The organism is Muricoccus pecuniae (genome assembly GCF_014199205.1).
GTDB classification, from domain to species: Bacteria; Pseudomonadota; Alphaproteobacteria; order Acetobacterales; family Acetobacteraceae; genus Roseomonas; species Roseomonas pecuniae.
This window is the reverse complement of record NZ_JACIJD010000015.1, coordinates 1-21121: the sequence shown is the minus strand read 5'-3', so window position 1 is coordinate 21121 and position 21121 is coordinate 1. Positions and strand designations below refer to the sequence as shown.

Genomic DNA, 21121 nt, shown 5'->3' with positions numbered 1-21121 from the left:
GCCTCCCCATGCCCAAGCACACCACGGCGACCAACGCCCCCTCCCAGCGGATGCTCCGCGTGGCCGAGGAGGTGCGGCACGCCCTCTCGGCCGTCCTCGCCCGCGGCGACGTGCGCGACCCCGACCTCGCGGACAGCCGGGTGACCGTCACCGAGGTCCGCGCCTCGCCGGACCTGAAGCACATGACGGTCTTCGTCTCCCGCCTGGGACAGACGGCGGACAAGGCGCTGCTCGACCTCCTCCGCCGCAACCAGCCGGACCTCCGACGGCAGGTGGCACGCGCCGTGCGTCTGAAGTTCGCCCCGGAGCTGCACTTCCAGGCCGACACCGCGCTCGACCATGCCATGCATATCGACGCGCTGATGCGCCGGCCGGAGGTGGCGCGCGACCTCGGGCCCCGCGAAGACGGGACGCGCGACGACGAGACGGACGACGACGAGACGTGACGAACCCCTCCCAGCCGCCCGGGGCGGCGCCCCAGCCGCCCGAGGCGGCCCCGGTGATCCGCACCATCGCCATGCCGGGCGACACCAACCCGGCGGGCGACATCTTCGGCGGCTGGCTGATGGCGCAGATGGACCTGGCGGCCGGCAACGCCGCCGCCCGCCGCGCCCGCGGCCGCTGCGCGACGGTGGCCGTGGAGGGGATGACCTTCCACCGCCCCGTGCAGGTGGGGGATGAGGTGAGCCTCTACGCCCGCATCCTCTCGGTCGGCCGCACCTCGCTCCGCATCCAGGTCGAGGCCTGGCGGCGGGAGCGGCACTCCGAGGCGCGGGAGCGGGTGACGGAGGCGGCCTTCACCTTCGTCGCCCTCGACGAGGCCGGGCGCCCCCGCCCCGTTCCGGCCGAGGGGAGCTGAGCCCTGGGGCTCGCGCTCTACGCGCTCATCCGGAGCGCGGTCTTCTGGCTGCCGAGTTTTCTGGCCCTCTACTGGCTCCTTCGCGGCGGTAGGCGGGCGCGGCGGCTGGCGCTGCTCCTCTGGCCCGCCGCGCTGCTGGCGATCTTCTTCGGGCCGCTGGCCGAGGGGCGGGATCCCGGGGACACGGCCGTCACCGTCCTGCTCGGTGCCGCCTTCGGCGCCGCGGCGGGGTTCTGGCAGCGCCGCCTGCAGGCGCGCTGAGGCGAAGCCCTGGGGCAAACCCTTGGGGCGAACCAAGCGAGGGATGGGCCGTTCTCCCGGCATGAACACGCCGCGCATCGCCTGGGTCTGCCAATGGCTCGACCCCTCCCTTCCCCAGAAGGAGCAGGCCGCCCTCAACCTGCGCGACACCACCGTCACCGCCCTCGGGAAGATGGAGGCGCGGGCGGCGATCGAGAAGCTGATCGGCCTCGTCCAGACGAATGGGGAGACGCTGCTGGCGCAGATCTCGCGCACCGCGCGCCTGCCCCCGGGGCAGCGGGCCATGCGGATGGCGAGCAACGTGCTGCCCTGCTACAGTCACCCTGCCGTCCGCCCCCTCTACGACGACCCCGCCCTGCGGCGGGTAACGGAGACGAGCCTCCGCCCGGCCGGCGAGATCGCGCGCCAGGGCGGGGTGCGGCTCTCCATGCATCCCGGCCAGTACACCGTGCTGGCGACGGAGCGGGACAGCACGCGGGCGGCGGCGGTGGCCGACATCGAGTACCACACGGAGGTGATGCGGCTGCTCGGCCTGACCGGCGGGTGGCATCCGCAGGGCGCCCACATCAACGTCCATGCCGGCGGGCGGGCCGCGGGGATTGAGGCCTTCCGCGCCGCCCTCCCCCTGCTGTCGGAGGACGCGCGCAACCTGTTGACGGTGGAGAACGAGGAGACGGCCTACGGGCTGGAGGACCTGCTCCCCCTGGCCGACGCCCTGCCGATCGTGCTCGACCTCCACCATCACTGGGTCGTCACGGGCGAGTACCTGGAGCCCGACGATCCCCGGATCGTCCCGGTGCGGGAATCCTGGCGCGGCACCCGGCCGGTCATTCATATCAGCGCCCCCAGGCCGGAGCTGGTGGCGGGGCAGGACCCGGATGTCCTGCCGGACCGCGCGGCGCTGATCGCCGGCGGCGCCACGGCGCGGGACCTGCGCGCCCATGCGGCGCGGCTGTGGAACCGCCCGCACGCGGCATGGGCGGCGCGGCACCTCTCCTGGGCGGATATCGAGGTGGAGGCGAAGGAGAAGAACCTCGCCAGCGCGGATTTCGCGCAGGTCTGCTTTCCCGTGGCCGTGGAGGCCTGAGGGCGCTCCCTCAGCCCAGCAGCCCCATCGCCCCCCGCCCCGGGGGCCGGTCCGTCACCCCCGCCGCGCGCGGGTTCCACCACCAGCCGCCGCCGGGCCCGACGACCACCCCCGCCTGGAAGCGCGGGGAGGGGGTGTAGCGCGCCTCCCCCGCCAGGATCGCCGCCCCGCGCGGCGTGGGGGTGTGGGGCGGGTCGCGCGTGACCAGCCGCCGCGTGCCGGTGGAGAGGCGTGCCAGCACGTCCCGCAGGATGAGGTCGGTGAGGGGGAAGACGGGGTCGGCGTCCCGCAAGTGCCGGAACAGCGCCTCCTCCGTGCCGTGGCCCTCCGAGACGGCCCGCAGCACCGCCCGCTCCGTCAGCCCCAGCCCGTCCGTCACCCAGGGCAGGTCCTGGAGGTGGCGGCGCATGGCGCGGGCGAGATGGGGCAAGGGAAGGGCGAGGCGGGTGAGGCGGTCCAGCCCGGTCGGGTCGGGGTCGGCGAAGGCGCGCCAGGTCTCGGCCCCGACCTCCACGGCGGTCCAGGACAGGGGCTCTGGCTCCAGGGCCTCCAGCTCCTCCTGCGGCATCAGGGCGAGGGGGCGGCGCCCGTCCCCGGCCACGAGGTACAGCCGCCCGGCGAGCGCCGGCCAGTCTGCGAGAAGGGAGAGGAGGCGGATCAGCGCCGCTTGGTCCCAGAGGTCGTGCTCGAACCAGAGGAGCACGCGGTCATGCGCCGTCAGCTCCCGCAGCGCCGCGTATTCCGCCGCCAGCCGCGCCCGCACCGCGCCGACATCGTGGGCGTAGTGGGCCGCGACGAAGGCCGCGCGGCGGGAGACGTACTCGGCCGGGAAGGCGCCGTGGACCGGGCCCTGGCAGACGGGATCGGCGATGGGGAAGTAGCGGCCGGGCACCCGCCCGCGCAGGTCGTCCCCGCAGCGGACGGAGGCGGTTCCCCCCGTCACAGCGCCCGATCTCTCATAGGCCCCGGTGCGCGATGTCGCGCCGGCAGAAGCCGCCGGGCCAGTCGAGCGCGTCCACGGCAGCATAGGCGGCGTCGCGCGCCGCGCGGAGGTCCGGCGCGCTGGCGCCGATGCCGAGCACCCGCCCGCCCGAGGCGACGATCCCGCCATCCGCCCCGCGCGCGGTGCCGGCGTGGAACACCCGTGCGCCGGGCACGACGGCGGCGCGGTCCAGCCCGCGGATCGGCTCGCCCTTCGTCACCGCGCCGGGATAGCCGCGCGCCGCCATCACCACGACGAGGGCGGGATCGGGCGACCAGCCGAGCGACACGCCGGAGAGGTCCCCGCGCGCGGCGGCGAGGAGGGCGGGGAGGATGTCGCCCCGCAGCCGCATCATCAGCACCTGGCATTCCGGGTCGCCGAAGCGGACGTTGAACTCGATCACCCGCGGCCCGGTGGCGGTGAGCATGAGGCCGACGAAGAGCACGCCGCGGAAGGGCGCGCCGCGCCGGCCCATCTCGGCCAGCACGGGGTTCACCACGCGCTCCATCACCTCGTCCCGCACGGCATCGGTGAAGGCGGGGGAGGGGGAGTAGGCGCCCATGCCGCCCGTATTGGGGCCGGTGTCGCCGTCGCCCACGCGCTTGTGGTCCTGGGCGGCGGCGAGCGGGATGGCGCGAGTGCCGTCGCAGAGGGCGAAGAAGGAGGCCTCCTCCCCCATCATGCATTCCTCGATCACCACCGTCGCGCCGGCGGCGCCGTGGACGCGGCTCTCCATGATGTCGGCAACGGCGGCCTCGGCCTCCTCCACCGTGGCGGCGACGACCACGCCCTTGCCGGCGGCGAGCCCGTCGGCCTTCACCACGATGGGGGCGCCCGCCGCGCGGATATGGGCGCGGGCGGCGGCGGGGTCGTCGAAGCGGGTCCAGGCGGCGGTGGGGGCGCGGGCGGCGTCCAGCACCTCCTTGGTGAAGGACTTCGATCCCTCCAGCCGCGCGGCGGCCGCGCCTGGGCCGAAGCAGGGGATGCCGATCGCCTCCAGGGCGTCGGCGAGCCCCAGGGTCAGCGGGGCCTCGGGGCCGGCCACGACGAGGTCCACGGCGTTGTCGCGCGCGAAGCTGACGAGGGCGGGGATGCTCTCCGCCCCGATGGGAACGAGTTCCGCGTGCTCGGCGATGCCCGGATTGCCCGGGGCGCACCAGAGCTTCGTCAGCAGCGGGCTCTCCGCGATGCGCCAGGCCAGGGCGTGCTCGCGGCCGCCGCCGCCGACGAGAAGGACCTTCATGCGCGCGGAAATCCCCTGAATCTGCCGGGGCGCGTTATGCCCCAATGCGCGGCGCTCGTCTGCGCCCTCGCCCGCGGCGGCTTCCGGCCCCATAATCCCGGGATGGACGGCAGCACCGAAGGCTCCCGGGGCAACATCCCGGAATACAGCGTCTCGGAGATCTCGGGCGCGGTGAAGCGCACGCTGGAGAGCGCCTTCGGCCGCATCCGCGTGCGCGGCGAGATCACCGAGTTCAAGACCTACCCCTCCGGCCACTCCTATCTCTCGATGAAGGACGAGACGGGGACGATCCGCGCCATCATCTGGCGCGGCTCCATGTCCCGCCTCACCGTCCGGCCGGAGAACGGGGTGGAGGTGATCGCGACCGGCAAGATCACCGCCTCCGACAAGCGCTCGGACTACGCGCTGCAGATCGAGAAGCTCGAATATGCCGGGGAGGGCGCGCTGCTCGCGCGCATCGAGAAGCTGCGCCTGCGCCTCGGCGCCGAGGGGCTGTTCGATGAGGCCCGCAAGCGCCCCCTGCCCTTCCTGCCGGAGGTGATCGGCGTCATCACCTCCGAGAAGGGCGCGGTGCTGCACGACATCCGCACCACCCTCGCCCGGCGCTTCCCCCGCCGCGTGCTGCTCATCCCCGTGGCGGTGCAGGGGCAGGGGGCGGCCGAGCAGGTGGCAGCGGCCATCGCGACCATGGGCGCCCTCTCCCCCCTCGGCCGCGTGCCGCGCCCGGACGTGATCATCGTCGCGCGCGGGGGCGGGAGCCTGGAGGATCTGATGGCCTTCAACGAGGAGGTCGTCGTCCGCGCCGCCGCGAACTGCCCGATCCCCCTCATCTCCGCCGTCGGGCACGAGACGGACACGACGCTGATCGACTTCGCCTCCGACCGCCGCGCCCCCACCCCCACCGCCGCCGCCGAACTCGCCGTGCCCGCGCGGGAGGAGCTGATGGCGGCGCTGCAGCAGCGCGGCACGCGCCTCGCCCGGGCCGGGCACTCGGTGCTGGACCGCGGGCGGCTCCGCCTCTCCCGCGCGGGCGCGGGGCTGCCGGACCTGCCCGCCCTCATCGCCGCCGGGCGGAACCGGCTGGAGGACCGGGGCCATCGCCTCGGCCTCGCTCCCCGCGCGCTGATCGCGGCCAAGCGCCGGGGGCTGGAGGGCACTGCCGCCCGCCTGCCCCGCCCGCAGGAGGCGATCGCGCGCCGCCGCGCGGGGCTGGAGCTGCTGGGCGTGCGGATCGGGGGCGCGACGCGGGCGGTGCTCGGCCGCCAGTCCCGCGCCCTCGCCCGGCTGCCCGACCCCGCGCCCTTCCTCCGCGCCCGGCTGCGCGAGGGCCGTGCCGGCTTCACGCGCATGGGGGAGCGGCTGGAGGCCGGCGCCGCGCGCCGCCTGGCGGAGCGGGGCGCCGCGCTGGACCGCATCCCCGACCCCACCCCCTTCGTCACCGCCCGGCTGCGCGAGGCGCGGGCGGCGCTGGGCGGCCTCTCGGCGCGGCTGGAGGGCGCCTCCTACGAGGCCCTGCTGGAGCGCGGCTTCGCCCTCGTGCGCGATGCCGAGGGCCAGCCCGTCACCGCCGCCGCCGCGGTGGAGCCGGGGGAGAGGCTATTGCTGCAATTCGCCGATGGCAGCCTCTCCGTCACCGACGACCGCGGGCGGAAGCGCGGCAAGGCCGAAACCCAGGGCTCGCTGCTCTAGAGCCCTTCCCACTTGTCAGTTCGCAGAGATCCCATGACCACTCCCCGCGGCAGCCTCGAAGAAAAAGATGAGGGGGTCCGGGGGAGAATTCCTTCTCCCCCGGCCTTCCCCCGCCGCGCCGCCCTGGCCCTCCCCGCCCTCCTCCTCGCCCGCCCCGCCGCCGCCGCGCTCACCCTCCCCGCGCGCATCACCCAGGGGGCGCTCGTCACCGGGCGCACCGATCCGGGCAGCCGGGTGAGCTTCGAGGGCAAGGCGGTCCGCGTGTCGCCGCAGGGGGTCTTTGCTTTCGGCCTCGGGCGGGATGCCGGGCCGCAGGGGGTGCTGACCGTCACCGCCCCCGGCGGCGCGCGGGGGGAGCACGCCTTCGCCGTGGAGCCGCGCGAGTGGGACATCCAGCGGCTGGAGGGTCTGCCCGGCCGGATGGTGACGCCGGATGCCGAGGCGCTGGCCCGCATCCGCGCGGAGCAGGAGCGGCTGAACGCCGCCCGCCGCACGGATTCACCCGTGCCGCACTTCGCCGATGGCTTCGACTGGCCCGCGCGCGGCCGGATCAGCGGCGTCTATGGCAGCCAGCGCATCCTGAACGGCCAGCCGCGCGCGCCGCATCTCGGGCTGGACGTCGCCGTGCCCGTGGGCACGCCGCTGATCACCGCCGCCCCGGGGCGGGTGACCCTGGCCGAGGATCTCTACTTCACGGGGAATACGATGCTCATCGAGCACGGGCACGGCGTGACGACGCTCTACGCCCATATGTCGCGGCTGGACCTGCGGGAGGGGGACACGGTCCTCCGCGGGCAGGTGATCGGCGCCTCGGGCGCCACGGGCCGCGTGACCGGCCCGCATCTTCATCTCGGCCTGTTCTGGCTCTCGACCTCGCTGGACCCGCGCCCCGTCCTGCCCTGAGGCGGCTCAGGCCGCGCTCGGGCGCATCTCCATCATCGGGCTCGGCGGGGCGGCGGGGAGGGTCGCCGGGGCGGGGAGCAGGGTGAGCGGATTGTGCACGCTCTCAGCGGGGCTGCGGTCCTCGCGCTCGGCACGGGGCATGCTGCGCAGCAGCACCCGAGGCGGAAAGTAGTCGCGACCGGGAAGCGGAACGCGCATGCAGGTGGACTCCGATCTGGACCGGCAAGAGCAGGCCGGCGCGCCCGAAAATGTTGGCCGCCCCGGCCCCCCGCAAGGCGGGGCACCGTGACAAGACAGTGAAGGACGAATGCCTGTCACCGGGCCTCCGAACGCCTCTACCTGTCTCGCGTTGCAAACTCTTTTCGCGTTTCTGATCTTTTCAGTACGCCAATGAGACGGCGAATCACGTTCTCGTTTACAACCCGTGCTGATCGGCCGCCGCCGCGCGCCCGCCGGTGGTTGCCGCGCTCTCCCCGGCATTCGCCACCACCCGCCCGTCTTCCATGGCGACGATCCGGTCCGCCACGTCCAGGATACGGGGGTCGTGGGTGACGAGCAGGATGGCCGCCCCACGGGAGCGCGCGAGGTCGCGCAGGAGATGCACCACCTCCTGGCCGCTGGCCCGGTCCAGCGCCGCCGTCGGCTCGTCCGCGAGGATCAGCCCCGGCCTACCCACCAGCGCCCGCGCCACTGCCACGCGCTGGCGCTGCCCGCCCGAGAGATGGGCCGGCAGCTTGTCCGCGTGCTCCTCCAGCCCCACGGCGGCGAGGATGCGGCCCGCGCGCTCCAGCCGCCCGGCCTCGGTCGTGTCCCCGTCCAGCTCCAGCGCCATGGCCACGTTCTGGCGGGCGGTGAGGAAGCCGAGGAGGTTGTGGTTCTGAAAGATGAAGCCGATGCGCCGGCGCAGCGCCACGCGCTCCCCCTCCCGCGCGCCGGCCAGCTCCCGCCCGAGCACGCGGCAGGAGCCGGACTGCACGGCCCGCAGCGCGCCGGCGAGGGTGAGCAGCGTCGTCTTCCCGCTGCCCGAGGGTCCCGTGAGGATCACGATCTCCCCCGGCGCCACGCGCAGCTCGACATCCCGCAGCACCTCGCGCCGCAGCGCGCCCTCGCCATAGGCGTAGGTGAGGCCTGCAATCTGGACGGGGTGCTCCATCAGAACATGTCCGCGGGATCGGCGTCCCGCAGCTTGCGGAGTGCCAGCAGCCCCGCCGCCGCGCACATGGCGAAGATCATGAGGAAGACCCAGCCCGCGCGCTCCACCCCCATGGCCAGGGGCAGGAAAGTCGCGTCCGCCACCACGCCGTAGAGGATGGAGGAGACGAGGGTGCCCGGCAGGAAGCCGAGCAGGGCGAGGATGGCCGCCGACCCCAGCACGGTGTGGGCGAGATGAGTGTTCGAGTAGCCCATCGCCTTCAGCGTCGCGTATTCCCGGAGATGCCCGGCGATGTCGCTGAACAGGATCTGGTAGACGATCACCATCCCCACGATCAGCCCCATCAGGCTGCCGAAGGAGAAGATGAAGCCGATTGGCGTCGCCTCCTCCCAGTAGCGGCGCTCATGGGCGCGCAGCTCCTCCCCCGTCAGCACGGCCACGTCGGGCGGCATCACGGCCCGCAGCGCGGCCTGGGCCTGAAGGGGATCGGCGCCGGGCCTCAGGCGGATGGCGGCGAGGTCCACCAGGGCGGCGGGGCGCTCGCGCACGGCACGGCGGAAGTTCACCTCCGAGAGCACGGCGTTGCCATCGGCCCCGAAGGAGCTGCCGAGCTCCACCAGCCCGACCACCCGCATCTCGCGGTTGCCGATCTGGGCGGGGAAGGGGCCGCGCTCGGCGAAGAGGCGCGGCACCGGGCCGAATTCGGGGCGGGAGCGGGAATCGAAGGCGAAGCTGTCGGGCTGCTTGAGCGCGTCGCGGATCGGGGCGAGGCCGGGCAGGTCCAGCACCCCCGCCTCCATGTCGAAGCCGATGAGCTGGATGGTGCGCCGCCGCCCGCTCTCGGGATTCCGGAAGGTCGCCTGGGCGAGATAGACGGGCACCGCCGCCGCCACCGCCTCCACCGCCAGCGCCTGGGAGACGCGGGCGCGCGGGATCGTCTCCGGCCGGAAGGAGGCGAGGGTCATCGGGCTCATCAGGAACAGGTCCGCCCGCATAGCGGAGATAAGCGTCGTCGCGCTCTCGAACAGCGCGGCGCGGAAGCCGAGCTGCATGAAGACGAGCACGCAGGCGAACATCACCCCCGCGATGGCCGAGGCCAGCCGCGCCTTCTCCGAGCGGAGCTGCCGCCAGGCCAGCCGCACCGCCAGCCAGAGCCCGGCGAGGAAGCCGGGCGGGCGCAGGGCGCCGCGCAGCGCGGGGCGGAGGTCGCCGATCGCGTTCACGGCCGGATCGCCACCTGCACCTGCATGCCGGAGCGGCGCAGCAGCACCTCCCGCGCCGCCTCGTCGAGGGTGAGGCGCACCTCCACCGTGCGCGCGTCCACCGCCGCCACGGGGTCGGTGCCGGCCTGGGTGGTGCGGCGGACGAGCCATCCGATCTCGCGCAGGGTCGCGCCCAGACGCCCGGGCTCGCCGGGCACCACCACCTCGGCCCGGGCGCCCTCGCGCAGCCGGGGGAGGTCGGTTTCGTAGACATCGGCCACCACGTCGAGGCGGGAGAGGTCGCCCATCTCCAGCACCCCCTCGCTCCCCACCGCCTCGCCCTCCCGCGCGGCGATGCGCAGGATCGTGCCGTCAATCGGGGCACGGAGGCGGGAGAGGGCGGCGTCCGCCCGGGCGCGGGCGAGGGCGGCCACGGCGGCGGCGAGATCGGCCTCGGCGCGCGCCACATCCTCCCGCCGGGGGTTGCGGAGCGTGTCCAGCTCGGCCACCGCCGTCGCGCGCTCGGCGGCGCGCTGGGCGGCGAGGAAGCGGTTGCGCTCGGCCTGGGCCGCCGCCCCCGCGCCGGAGGCGACGAGGGATTCCGAGCGGCCCGCATCGCGCCGCGCCGTCTCCTCCGCGGCGCGGAGGGCGGCCACGCGGGCCTCGGCGGCGGCCAGCTCGCTCTCGCTGCCGCCGCGGCGGGTGCGCTCCAGCGTCGCGGCGGCGAGGGCGAGGCGGGCCTCGGCCTCGGCCACGGCGGCGTCGCGCTGGGGGGCGTCGGCGAATTCGGCGAGGACCTGGCCCGCCCTCACCACCTCCCCCTCCCGCACGAGCAGCCGGTCCAGCCGCGCGCCCAGGCTGAGGCCGGGGGAGGCGAGGCGGCGGATGCGCCCGGCCGGCTCCACCCGCCCGAGCGCCCCCACCCCCGCGGGCGCCGAGGCGGCGGCGGGCGGGGCCACCGGCGCCGGGGCGAAGGGGCCGAGCCCGGCGAGCCAGGCGCCAGCACCGCCCGCGGCGAGGGCGGCGAGGAGAAAGGGCCAGCGCCTCACCGCACGCCCTCCAGCAGCCCGTGCAGCGTGGCGCGCAGCGCGGCCAACTCCTCCGGCCCCGGCTCGTAGAGGCGGAAGAGCCGCGCCATGAACAGCCCGTCCCCGGCCAGCATGATGGCGGCGGCAGGGCCGGGCGGCGCCCCTTCCGCTGCCACCCGGGCGCGGATGCGGGCGAAGAAGTCCCGGATGGGGTCGATCAGGGAGGGGTCGTGGTGGAAGGCGGCCAGCAGCACGGCGGCGGCGCGGGAATGGGCCTCCAGGATATCCGGCTGGTCGAAGGTGAAGGCGAGGCAGGCGCGGAGGGCGCGCGCTGGCCCTTCGGGCTGCGCCTCGGCGATGGCGTGAAAATCCGCCTCGATCCCCTCGGCCAGCCGCCGCATCAGCGCGACCAGCAGCGCCTCCTTCGAGGCGAAGTGGTGGAGCAGCCCGCCCTTGGAGACCCCGGCCTCCCGCGCCGCGCCGTCGAGGGTGAGGGCGGGCACGCCGCGCGCGCGGATGATCGCCTCCGCGGCGTCGAGGACGCGGGTGCGGGCATCGGGGCGGCCATCGGGGCGGCCATCGGGGCGATCGGGCGGGGCGGCGCGTGGCATGGCCCCTACTATACCGTCCGGACGGTCGGTTTCCAGCCCCCGGTGTTCAGCCTGAGAGGGCTTCCTCCAGCAGGAGAAGGGCGGCGGTGGCGAAGGCGTCCATGTTCGCCGCGCGGTCGGCGGAGCCGGTGGCGATCGTCCTCGCCCGCGCCACGGGGCCGCTGACCGCGAGGCAGGCATGGCCGGCGGGGTCGCCGTAGCGGTTGCCCGCAGGCCCGGCCGCCCCTGTCTCCGCCAGGCCCCAATCCGCCCCGAGCCGCTCCCGCGCGCGGGCGGCCAGCAGCCCGGCATAGGCCTCGGTGGAGGGGCGCATCCCCTCCATCTCGGCGGGCAGGATGCCGAGCAGCCCCTCCCGCGCCGCTGCCGTGTAGACCACGGCCCCACCGCGGAAGAAGGCCGAGGCCCCGGGCTGGGCGAGCAGCCGCGCCGCCACCAGCCCGCCGGCGGAGGACTCCGCCACCGCCACGCGCTGCCCCCGCGCGGCCAGCAGCGCCGCGACCCGCGCGGCGGCCTCGCCGCTGTTCATGCCGCCGTCAGCACATGGACGGCGCGGGCGGCGACCAGCTCGCGCGAGGCCTCGGCATAGGCGCGCATGTGCGGCGCGGCGCCGTGGGCCCGCAGCGTCTCGGGGCTCGACCACTTCTCGATCACCATGAAGCTGTCCGGCCCGATCGGCGTCTGCACCGGCCCGAAATCCGGCAGGTCGATCACCGGCCCGTACTCGATGCACCCCTCCTCGGCGAGCACGGCGGGGATGTTGGCGCGGAAGAGGGCGAGCAGCGCCTCCCGCTGTCCCGGCCTGGCGGTGATGACGGCGACGACATGGATCACGGGCGGTTCCTCTCCGTTATTCGCGGAGGGCAGGCTAGGCCGGCGGCGGCGTGGGCGGGAAGGGCGCCCCGTGCCGCCCGGGGGACGATTCGCCCATGCAAGACGCGCCATTCCGGCCGTGCCCCCTTTCCGCTAAGCCCCCGCCCATGCGCTACGTCTCCACCCGCGGCGAGGCCGCCCCCCGCGACTTCGAATCCGTCCTCCTGGCCGGGCTGGCCGAGGATGGCGGCCTGTTCCTGCCGGAGAGCTGGCCGACCCTGGCGGGCGAGGAGTGGGAGGCGCTGCGTGGCCTGCCCTATTCCGATCTCGCGGCCGAGATCATCTCCCGCTTCACCGGCGACACCTTCGCGGACGGGGTGCTGCGGGACATGTGCCGGGACGCCTATGCCGGCTTCGCCACCCCCGCCGTGGCGCCGCTCGTGCAGCTCGACGAGCGCCGCTTCGCGCTGGAGCTGTTCCACGGCCCCACCCTCGCCTTCAAGGACTTCGCCCTCCAGCTCCTCGGCCGCATGTTCGACCATGTGCTGGCCCGGCGGGGGGAGCGCATCACCATCGTCGGCGCCACCTCCGGCGACACGGGCTCGGCGGCGATCGAGGCCTGCCGGGACCGCGCCAACCTCGACATCGTCATCCTCCACCCGGAGGGCCGCACCAGCGCCGTGCAGCGCCGGCAGATGACGACCGTGCTCTCGCCCAACGTGCGCAACATCGCGATCAAGGGCGACTTCGACACCTGCCAGGACATGGTGAAGGCCATGTTCAACGACGCGCCCTTCCGCGCGGAGATGAACCTCTCGGCCGTCAACTCCATCAACTGGGCGCGGATCGCGGCGCAGATCCCCTACTACGTCTACGCCGCCCTCTCCCTCGGCGCGCCGGAGCGGGAGGTGGCCTTCGCCGTGCCCACCGGCAACTTCGGCAACGTCTTCGCCGCCTGGGCCGCGCGGCGCATGGGGCTGCCCGTCACCGCGCTGATCATCGGCGCCAACCGCAACGACATCCTCGCGCGCTGGATCACGGCGAACGACATGTCCGCCCGCCCGGTGACGCCGAGCCTGTCGCCGAGCATGGACATCCAGGTCTCCTCCAACTTCGAGCGGCTGCTCTTCGAGCTGCTGGACCGGGACGGCGCGCGGACGGCGGCGACGATGCGCGCCTTCCGCGAGACCGGCACCATGCCCGTGCCGGACGACGCCTGGCAGGGGGCGACCTCCCTCTTCCACGGCCTCGCCGTCTCCGACGAGGACACGATCTCCGAGATGCGCCGCCTGCACGCCCAGGGCTACCTCGCCGACCCGCACACGGCCGCCGGCACGGCCGCCAGCCACGCCTGCGCGCCGGAGAAGGTGGGCGTTCCCATCGTCATCGCCGCCACCGCCCATCCCGCGAAGTTCCCGGACGCGGTGGAGCAGGCCACCGGCACCCGCCCCGAGCTGCCGCCGCACCTGGCGGATCTCTACGCGCGCGAGGAGCGCTTCGACGTGCTGCCGAACGACCTTGCTGCGGTGCAGTCGGCGGTGCGGAGCCACGCGCGCCGGAACGGCTGAGAGGACCGCGCCGGGCGACATGGAAAAGGGCCGCGGGGTCTCCCCTGCGGCCCTTCGTCCATGCAGCCTCGCCTAGATGATCCAGCCGGACGCGGTCGGAGCCACCGTGTAGTCGAACCCCTTCAGGATGATCTCGTCACCCGCCGCCCAGCCCTGCGCGGTGATGCGGGTGGAGACCACGCCCTCGAAGCTCGTCTTCGTCAGGGTTACCAAGGCAGTGTCGAGGTCCAGCTTGTCAGTGCCGGCGACGCGGAAGTCCTCGATCACGTCGCGGCCGTCGCCCTTCGAGAAGACGAAGACGTCGTCGCCCTTGCCGCCGTTCAGCCGGTCGTCGCCCACCCCGCCGGCCAGCCTGTCCTCGTTGTTCCCGCCGCTGAGGAAGTCGGCGCCGGATCCGCCCCAGAGCGTGTCGTTGTTTTCGCCGCCGACCAGCGTGTCGTTGTCGGCCTCGCCGTACAGGGTGTCGTCGTTGTTGCCGCCATCGAGCGAGTCAGCACCGGTTCCGCCCCAGAGCGTGTCGTTGCCGGTGCCGCCGAGCAGCGTGTCGTTGTCCGCCTCGCCGTACAGGGTGTCATCGTGGGTGCCGCCATCGAGCGAGTCGTCGCCGGCCCCGCCCCGGAGCTTGTCGTTGTGGGTACCGCCGACGAGCCAGTCGCGCTGCGGGCTCCCGGTGCTGTCCACGACCGTGACCATATCATCGGCGTTCCCGGCATCGATCCAGGACGCGGCGTAGGAGCCGGACAGCTTGACGTCATCGGCCTCCACCGTGGTCGAGAGAACCTTGAGGTTAACCGTGCCCAGGGTCGTGCCGCCCTTCCCGTCGGACAGCTCGTAGCTGAAGGACTCCATGCCTGCCGCCTTGGCGGTCACATCGAAGGTGATCTTGCCATTGTCGATCTTCAGCCCGCCCAAGCCCGAGCTTGCGCCGAAAACGTTATTGATCGTCAGCGATTTCTCCTCGGCATCGCTGTCATTTGCCAGGAAAACCGAGAAGGGCAGCGCGACATTTTTCGTCTCCGTGGAGACGAGGATCGTGTCCGCTCCCGCCGACGGCGCATCGTTCGCGCCGTTGATGGTGACGGCGACGTCCTGGCGGGCGGTGCCGCCATGGCCGTCGTCGATGAGGATGGTGTAGCGCTCCGTCACCCTCGCCTCGGCACCGAGATACTGCGCCTTGGCGTTGTCGAGCTGGTAGCTCCAGCCCAGCGACCTGGCGGCCCCGTCCTGGCTCACGGCACCCAGCGAGAGGGTGCCGAGCGCGGTCTGGCCGCTGGCCGGCACGACCTTCACGGTGTGGCGGTCGGTCAGGTCGGCATCGGTGAAGAAAATGGTGCCGGTCGCGGGGAGCTTCGTATCCTCGGTGATCGTGCTCGCCGCGCCCGCGCCGGTGATGACCAGCGCGTCGTTCGCGCCTTCGATGGTGATGGCGACCGCCTTGCCGATGGTGCCGCCACGGCCGTCATCGAGCGTGACGGTCCAGTTCTCCGTCACCTTCTGCCCCAAGGCGAGGGACTGCGCCTTGGCGTTGTCGAGCGTGTAGCTCCACTTCACCTCGCCCGTACCGCCGCCCGTGCTGTCGGTGGCGAGGATGGCCTTCAGCGTGCCGTAGCCGTTCGCCGGGCCGGAGACGATCTGGCTGTGCACGTCCTTCCCGTCAGGGTCGGAGAAGGTGAAGGCGCCGCTCGCACCCGCCACGCGGTCCTCGGCGACCGTGCCGGCCTGCGTCGCCGCGGCGGCCACCGGGCCGTCATTCGTGCCGGTCACCGTCCAGGTCGCGCGGGCGGAGGTGGTCACGCTGCCGTCCGAGATGCCGTAGCTGACCGTGACCGTCGTCGTCTCGCCGCCGGCCAGCGACTGGAAGGCGGCATGGCGCGGATCGAGCTTGAGGCTGCCCGTGAGCGCGTCATAGGTCACGCCGGCGGGCAGGGTCGCGGAAAGCCCGGTCACCGTCAGCGGCTTGCCGCCGGGGGCATCGGCCAGCACCTTGAGGACGGAGACCGCCCCGTCCTCGGCGGCCGTGCCGGTGACGTCGCGATTAACCGCCGGGGGCGTCACCACTGGAGGTGTCACGACCGGGGGCGCCGCTACCGGCGCGGCGCTGGCGACCTCGAAGCGCAGGGCCTCGAACTGTGTGATCTTGACGCCGATCGAGGCGAACTCGAAGGGCGTCGCCTGGTTGTTCTGGCCCGTCGTCAGCGTCCCCGCCATCAGCTGCTTCAGCATGTCCGGCTTGATCTGGAGCGGGTTGTCGGCGGTGGGCCTGATGTTCTGGTCGTAGAAGTTCAGTTCCTTCGGCAGCGCCGCCGCATAGGCGTAGAGCTCGCCCCGGAGCTTCTCGAGCTGCTCCTGGGTCAGGCGGATGGTCAGCGTGTCCGTGCCGCCGCCGCCGTTGATCGTCTGCGTGATCGTGGAGCCCGGCGTGTAGGCGGTGGCGTCGTAAACAATCTTGTCCTGGCCGGTCCCCGCATCGAGGCTGTCCTGGCCGAAGGAGGTCGCGAAGCTATCGTCGTTCTGTGTGCCGAACCGCACGTTGCGTCTCCAGATCAGATCGGCGCGTTATAGATCCGGTAACTTTTTCGCGAACAGTCACGTTTATGGAAAAATCGTTAATGCAGCTCTGGGGTCGGCCAGCCCGCGGGCAGGCCGGTCCCAGCGCCTGACGGGGAGTTGGCGTGCGCGGCCTTCGGGCGGGGAGGGACGGCGCAGGTCATCGCGAGCTGGTGCCGCGAAGCAAAGAACTGATCCGGCAGAGCTTTTTCAGGACCCAGCTTAGACTCCGTCCTTGAAGTTCCCTCTCAAGAACGGCACCTAATAGCTCTGTTCGGCAGCAATCGCCCGAGTCGCAACCCCGGACAGGCCGTCCGGCGGCCCGCCGGTGACATCCAGCCGGCCGGAGAGGGCATGGGAACGGGGCTGCTCCTCGCCGCGCTCGCGCTCCTCGCCCTGGCGGCGCTGCTGGTCCTCGTCCACGGCCTGCCGCCCGAGCCCGCATCCGAAGCCGCTCGGGTGCGGCCGGAGGTCGCCAAGCCCACCCTCACCCCGCGCGAGTTCGAGCAGCACTGCGCCGACGTCCTGGCCGCGCGCGGCTGGTCCGTCACCGTCGGGCGCGGATCGGGCGACCAGGGGGTGGACGTGCTGGCCCGCAAGGCCGGGCGCAAGGTCGTGCTGCAGTGCAAGCTCTACGCGCGCCCAGTGGGCAACAAGGCGGTGCAGGAGGCGCTGGCGGGACGCGGCTATGCCGGGGCGGACGGGGCGGCGGTGGTCTCCAACGCGCCCTACACCGCCTCCGCCCACGCGCTGGCCGCGCGGGTCGGGGTGCTGCTGCTGCACGTCTCCGACCTGCCCCGGGCGGACACGCTGTTCCAGTTCCCCGAGGCCCCGGCACCCGCCACGGAGGAGGAACCCACCCGCGCCCGCCGCCGTCGCGCCCGCCGGCCCGCCCGCGCCAGGGGGCGCTGGCCTCGCCCGGCGCTCCGGCCGCTGGCCGCGGCCGCCTTCGCCGGCTTCATCCTGCTCTTCCCGCGGCTGCCGCCCGGAGGCGAGGAGCCGCCCCCGCGCGCGGCCCGGGCGGTGCTACCCCTCCCCCCGCCCGCGCCGCCCCTGCCCCTGCGCGCGGCGCGCTGAGGCACGCCCGCGCAACGAGGCCCGGGGAGGGTGGCTCGCAGGGCGGGGCCGGACACCCTACATTAGGGCGAGTTCTGCCCCCGTTTCCCGGAAGCCGCCCCCACAGCATGACCGAGCACACCCTGGCCACCGCCACCGATCCCGCCCTGAACGGTGGCGCCGTGCGCCTGACCCGGCTCCCCAACGGCCTCACCGTCGTCTCCGACACCATGGCCCGGGTGGAGACTGCCTCCATCGGCGCCTATGTCCACACGGGCACGCGGGACGAGGCGGCGGAGGAGAACGGCGTCTCCCACTTCCTCGAGCACATGGCCTTCAAGGGTACGGAGCGGCGGGACGCCCAGGCCATCGCGCGCGAGATCGAGGCCGTGGGCGGGCACCTGAACGCCTACACCGCGCGCGAGACCACCGCCTACTACGCGAAGGTGCTGAAGGAGGACCTGCCGCTCGCGGCCGACATCCTCGGCGACATCCTGACGCACTCCACCTTCATCCCGGAGGAGGTGGAGCGCGAGCGCGGCGTGATCCTGCAGGAGATCGGCCAGGCGAACGACACGCCCGACGACATCATCTTCGACCACTTCCAGGACACGGCCTATGCCGGCCAGCCCATGGGCCGCCCGACGCTCGGCCCGGCCAGCATCATCGAGACGCTGCCGCGCGAGGCGCTGACGGGCTACATGCGCCGCCATTACGGCCCCTCGCGCATGGTGGTGGCCGCCGCGGGCGCGGTGGACCACGACGCGCTGGTGGAGCTGACGAAGCGGCACTTCGCCGACCTGCCCACCATCGAGCAGCACCGCGCCGAGCCCGCCCGCTACACCGGCGGCGAGTTCCGCGAGGAGCGCGACCTCGACCAGGTCCACCTGCTGCTGGGCTTCCCCGGCCCCGCCTATGGCGACCCGATGCACTACCCGACGATGCTGCTCTCCACGATCCTCGGCGGCGGCATGTCCTCCCGCCTGTTCCAGGAGATCCGGGAGCGCCGCGGCCTCGTCTACTCCGTCTACTCCTTCCACTCGCCGTACCGGGACCACGGCCTGTTCACCATCTATGCCGGCACGGGCGAGGAGCAGGCGGCCGAACTCATGCCTGCGACGCTGGAGGAACTGCGCCGCGTGCAGCACGACGTGACAGAGGAGGAGCTGGCCCGCGCCAAGGCGCAGCTCCGGGCCTCCGTGCTCATGTCGCTGGAGTCCACGGGCTCGCGTTGCGAGCAGCTCGCCCGCCAGCTCCAGGTCCATGGCCGCATCATCCCGGTCGAGGAGACGAAGGCGAAGATCGCCGCCGTGACGGTGGAGCAGATCCAGGCCGCCGCCACCCGCGCCTTCCGCGCCGCGCCGACCCTCGCCGCCCTCGGCCCCGCGGGCCGCGTCCCGCACCTGCCGGAAGTGGCCGAGAGGCTGGCGGCGTGAGCGCGACGGCCGAGCGGCCCAAGGCCGATCCGCGCGAGGTCCTGTCCGACCTCGTCGCCGCCGCGCGCGCGGCGGGGGCCGATGCGGCGGACGCGATGATGGCCTCCGGCGCCTCGCTCTCCGTGGGGATGCGGCTGGGCGAGGTGGAGGCGGTCGAGCGGTCCGAGGGCTTCGACATCGGGCTGCGCGTCTTCCTCGGCCGTCGGCAGGCGGTGGTCTCCACCACCGATGCCGATCCCGGGGGCTTCGCGGCCCTCGCCGAGCGCGCCGTCGCCATGGCCCGCGCCGTGCCGGAGGATCCCTTCGGCTCCCTGCCGGAGAGCGTGCCGCCGCTGGGTGCCGCCGCGCTCGACATGGATGACGGCGTCGAGCCCGATGTCGCGGCGCTGACCGCCCGCGCCCGCCGCGCGGAGGAGGCCGCCCGCGCGGTTTCCGGCGTGACGAATTCCGAGGGGGCGGATGCCGGCTGGCACTGCACCGTCATCGCGCTCGCCGCCTCCAACGGCTTCGCCGGCACCTACAGCCGCAGCGGCCACAGCCTCTCCGTCACGGCGCTGGCCGGGGAGGGGACGGCGATGGAGCGGGACTACGACCTCTCCTCCGCCACCCATCTCTCGGACCTCGACGATCCCGAGACGCTCGGGCGCAATGCCGGGGAGCGCGCGGTGCGGCGGCTGAACCCGATCCGCCCCGCGACGGCCCGGCTGCCCGTGCTCCTCGATCCCCGCGTGGCCGGCTCGATCCTCGGCCATCTCGTCAGCGCGGCGAACGGCGCCGCCGTCGCGCGCGGGACGAGCTTCCTGCGGGAGAGGATGGGGCAGAAGGTCATGGCCTCGGGCCTGACACTGCGCGACGACCCCACCCGCCCGCGCGGCCCCCGCTCCCGCCCCTTCGACGCGGAGGGAATGCCCACCGCCCCCCTCTCCATCGTGGAGGACGGGGTGCTCCGCCACTGGCTGCTCGACTGGCGCTCCGCCCGGCAGCTCGGGATGCAGTCCAACGGCCGGGCCTCCCGCTCCGTGGGAGGCCCGCCCTCCCCCTCCACCACCAATCTCTGGCTGGAGCCGGGCGCGATGACGCCGGAAGCCCTGATGGCCGACATCAAGGAAGGGCTGCTGGTGACCGAGATGATCGGCAGCAGCATCAACGCCCTGACCGGCGACTACAGCCGCGGCGCCTCGGGCTTCATGATCCGGGACGGGAAGGTGGCCGAGCCCTTCTCCGGCGTGACCCTCGCCGGGAACCTGCTGGATATGTTCCTGAACATCACCCCGGCCAACGACCTCCGGTTCCGGCACGGGACGGACAGCCCGACGCTGCGGATCGAGGGGCTGACGATGGCGGGGGGCTGAGGGGGATAGTAAGGCTTAGTCCTCTTGGCATTGACTATATCGATCAGCCATAAGGTATTTTTTCACCGGTCATCTTTGAATATGCCTGTTGATGTTCGTTCTCAGAAATCGGTATGCTTCTCAGCTTGTTATATTTGAGCGCTTCTGGACGAAATAATATATTGATTTTATAAAGCAAGATGATAAACGCCGCGGAGGGCGAACGAAACTGCGGCATTGCCCGACACCACGATCGATATCGCTCTCTCCCCGGTGGGGTCTACCGCCAAGCACCTAAAATATTTCTATGCTCGATGTAGAAGGCTCTGAGTCGTTCGCACGCGTATAGGCCTGCCCTAATGCTGTCCTCCTGCCCGCTCGGCGGCGTGGTGAAGCTGATCTGTGGAACAGTGATCCGGATACTAGATGATTTTGATGCCGAAACTATCCTCATGTCATTGTGAGTGAGTTCGCGCGCACGTCTGGCGAGTTCCGCTGCCGAGGTTGCAGAGAACTGTAAATCCGCTTGGCCACGGTCCGCTTTCAAGACAATACAGATGCGGCCCCGGTCATTTTTATCAAATCCATAAGGCTCTCGGAAGTAGAACCAAGTAGATTTGCCGGGCTTCTCGCCAGGAGGAGGAAAATTGAGTTTCGGCGTGATATTGCAGGACTGCTGCCAGGACGCGTTCCATATGGCCGATGAGAGCTCATCTGGGACCATCACATAACCACGACGATAAGCCTCAATGCCCGCTTCTAGCACATCGGCCAGGAAGGCCGATCGGCCGTCGCTACACGAGCGAAGGACTGAACACAACTCTTCGTATGCAATACGAAGATCGAAGAGCTCGCAACCAGCATGCGACAGATAAGCTTGCGGAGCGATTATGACAGATTGAACCCGCTCGACGTTCGCCATCTTCCGCCACCGTTCCCGCCGCGCGGCGTAGCGGGTAACCTGATTCGGTTGGAACGCGGCATCAATTTTGTTCTCGATCAGACCGAGGGTGCAGTGACCGCCTGCGTCGAAGATGACCACCAGATCAGTTTCGCCGTCAACTTCGGCGTGAGATACAAGCGCTTTGGCAAATGACCCCGGGGTTGCACCAAGTTGCATCCCAAGCCAATCCGAAAGCGAGCCCCTCGCGTAGAGCTCTGAGCAGACAAGGAGATCGATGTCCCGCTCCCGCAACCAAGTAACTGGCCGTTTCGCCTCTAGGTTCGAGACTAAGAGCTGCATCGACGCTGGTTTCTCCTTAGTGTCCTGATTCCGTAGTTCCTCCGATCTGCTGAGTTTGGAGGCAGAAGCGCTGGATGGCGGCGAGGATATCGTCGGCGGACTTGGTCCAGCG

20 protein-coding genes are annotated in these 21121 nt (G+C 72.4%); 9 read left to right on the top strand and 11 right to left on the bottom strand.

Going from position 1 to position 21121, the window contains the following annotated elements; translation table 11 throughout:
- Positions 1-8: 8 nt before the first annotated feature.
- The 3 genes from rbfA (at position 9) to FHS87_RS15865 (ending at position 2207) form a co-directional block, all read left to right on the top strand.
- A complete protein-coding gene (rbfA, locus tag FHS87_RS15875; protein WP_184520371.1) occupies positions 9-446 on the top strand; it encodes a 30S ribosome-binding factor RbfA in 438 nt (145 codons plus the stop codon).
- 71 nt (positions 447-517) lie between these two features.
- A complete protein-coding gene (locus FHS87_RS15870) occupies positions 518-859 on the top strand; it encodes an acyl-CoA thioesterase (protein WP_184520440.1) in 342 nt (113 codons plus the stop codon).
- A gap of 322 nt (positions 860-1181) precedes the next feature.
- The gene (locus FHS87_RS15865; protein ID WP_221299987.1) at positions 1182-2207 is read left to right on the top strand and encodes an apurinic/apyrimidinic endonuclease family protein; all 1026 of its coding nucleotides are present in this window, start codon (positions 1182-1184) and stop codon (positions 2205-2207) included.
- Between the two features lie 10 nt (positions 2208-2217).
- Here FHS87_RS15865 and FHS87_RS15860 read toward each other — a convergent pair whose 3' ends face one another.
- Both FHS87_RS15860 and purD read right to left on the bottom strand, forming a co-directional pair.
- Positions 2218-3150 carry a DUF1835 domain-containing protein gene (locus FHS87_RS15860; protein ID WP_184520369.1) on the bottom strand — a complete coding sequence of 311 codons (933 nt, stop codon included), beginning with the start codon at positions 3148-3150 and terminating at the stop codon, positions 2218-2220.
- Between the two features lie 13 nt (positions 3151-3163).
- On the bottom strand, positions 3164-4432 hold the full coding sequence (gene purD, locus FHS87_RS15855) for a phosphoribosylamine--glycine ligase (RefSeq protein WP_184520368.1): 1269 nt from the start codon (positions 4430-4432) through the stop codon (positions 3164-3166).
- Positions 4433-4534: 102 nt separating this feature from the next.
- On the opposite strand from purD, the gene xseA reads away from it, so the two are divergent.
- Together xseA and FHS87_RS15845 are read left to right on the top strand one after the other, a co-directional pair.
- A complete protein-coding gene (gene xseA / locus FHS87_RS15850) occupies positions 4535-6121 on the top strand; it encodes an exodeoxyribonuclease VII large subunit (RefSeq protein ID WP_184520439.1) in 1587 nt (528 codons plus the stop codon).
- Between the two features lie 33 nt (positions 6122-6154).
- Positions 6155-7024 (top strand): M23 family metallopeptidase, encoded by an 870-nt coding sequence (locus tag FHS87_RS15845; RefSeq protein ID WP_184520367.1) that lies wholly within the window; start codon positions 6155-6157, stop codon positions 7022-7024.
- 6 nt (positions 7025-7030) lie between these two features.
- On the opposite strand, the gene FHS87_RS15840 is transcribed toward FHS87_RS15845, so the two are convergent.
- The 7 genes from FHS87_RS15840 to FHS87_RS23825 all read right to left on the bottom strand — a co-directional run bounded on the left by FHS87_RS15840 (position 7031) and on the right by FHS87_RS23825 (position 11849).
- Positions 7031-7222 carry a hypothetical protein gene (locus FHS87_RS15840; RefSeq protein ID WP_184520366.1) on the bottom strand — a complete coding sequence of 64 codons (192 nt, stop codon included), beginning with the start codon at positions 7220-7222 and terminating at the stop codon, positions 7031-7033.
- 217 nt (positions 7223-7439) lie between these two features.
- On the bottom strand, positions 7440-8177 hold the full coding sequence (locus FHS87_RS15835; protein WP_184520365.1) for an ATP-binding cassette domain-containing protein: 738 nt from the start codon (positions 8175-8177) through the stop codon (positions 7440-7442).
- Positions 8177-9400: an ABC transporter permease DevC gene (devC, locus tag FHS87_RS15830; protein ID WP_312862019.1), complete on the bottom strand. Its 1224-nt coding sequence runs from the start codon at positions 9398-9400 to the stop codon at positions 8177-8179. Before devC ends, FHS87_RS15835 begins: the two co-directional genes overlap by 1 nt.
- Positions 9397-10428 (bottom strand): efflux RND transporter periplasmic adaptor subunit, encoded by a 1032-nt coding sequence (locus FHS87_RS15825; protein WP_184520364.1) that lies wholly within the window; start codon positions 10426-10428, stop codon positions 9397-9399. Before FHS87_RS15825 ends, devC begins: the two co-directional genes overlap by 4 nt.
- Positions 10425-11018 carry a TetR/AcrR family transcriptional regulator gene (locus FHS87_RS15820; protein ID WP_184520363.1) on the bottom strand — a complete coding sequence of 198 codons (594 nt, stop codon included), beginning with the start codon at positions 11016-11018 and terminating at the stop codon, positions 10425-10427. Before FHS87_RS15820 ends, FHS87_RS15825 begins: the two co-directional genes overlap by 4 nt.
- Before the next feature lie 46 nt (positions 11019-11064).
- Entirely contained in the window at positions 11065-11544 is a 480-nt protein-coding gene (locus FHS87_RS15815; RefSeq protein ID WP_184520362.1) for a CinA family protein, read from the bottom strand.
- A complete protein-coding gene (locus FHS87_RS23825) occupies positions 11541-11849 on the bottom strand; it encodes a putative quinol monooxygenase (protein WP_184520361.1) in 309 nt (102 codons plus the stop codon). Before FHS87_RS23825 ends, FHS87_RS15815 begins: the two co-directional genes overlap by 4 nt.
- Before the next feature lie 146 nt (positions 11850-11995).
- On the opposite strand from FHS87_RS23825, the gene thrC reads away from it, so the two are divergent.
- On the top strand, positions 11996-13396 hold the full coding sequence (gene thrC / locus FHS87_RS15805) for a threonine synthase (protein WP_184520360.1): 1401 nt from the start codon (positions 11996-11998) through the stop codon (positions 13394-13396).
- 72 nt (positions 13397-13468) lie between these two features.
- On the opposite strand, the gene FHS87_RS15800 is transcribed toward thrC, so the two are convergent.
- Complete coding sequence (locus FHS87_RS15800) at positions 13469-15925, bottom strand: VCBS domain-containing protein (RefSeq protein ID WP_184520359.1); 2457 nt, start codon at positions 15923-15925, stop codon at positions 13469-13471.
- Positions 15926-16297: 372 nt separating this feature from the next.
- On the opposite strand from FHS87_RS15800, the gene FHS87_RS15795 reads away from it, so the two are divergent.
- The 3 genes from FHS87_RS15795 to FHS87_RS15785 all read left to right on the top strand — a co-directional run bounded on the left by FHS87_RS15795 (position 16298) and on the right by FHS87_RS15785 (position 19787).
- Complete coding sequence (locus FHS87_RS15795; protein ID WP_184520358.1) at positions 16298-17020, top strand: restriction endonuclease; 723 nt, start codon at positions 16298-16300, stop codon at positions 17018-17020.
- A 107-nt stretch (positions 17021-17127) separates the two neighbouring features.
- Positions 17128-18435 (top strand): M16 family metallopeptidase, encoded by a 1308-nt coding sequence (locus FHS87_RS15790; RefSeq protein WP_184520357.1) that lies wholly within the window; start codon positions 17128-17130, stop codon positions 18433-18435.
- Complete coding sequence (locus FHS87_RS15785) at positions 18432-19787, top strand: TldD/PmbA family protein (protein WP_312862018.1); 1356 nt, start codon at positions 18432-18434, stop codon at positions 19785-19787. Before FHS87_RS15790 ends, FHS87_RS15785 begins: the two co-directional genes overlap by 4 nt.
- 259 nt (positions 19788-20046) lie before the next feature.
- On the opposite strand, the gene FHS87_RS15780 is transcribed toward FHS87_RS15785, so the two are convergent.
- Positions 20047-21009, bottom strand: coding sequence for a hypothetical protein (locus FHS87_RS15780; protein WP_184520356.1), 963 nt, complete (start codon positions 21007-21009; stop codon positions 20047-20049).
- Positions 21010-21121 lie beyond the last annotated feature (112 nt).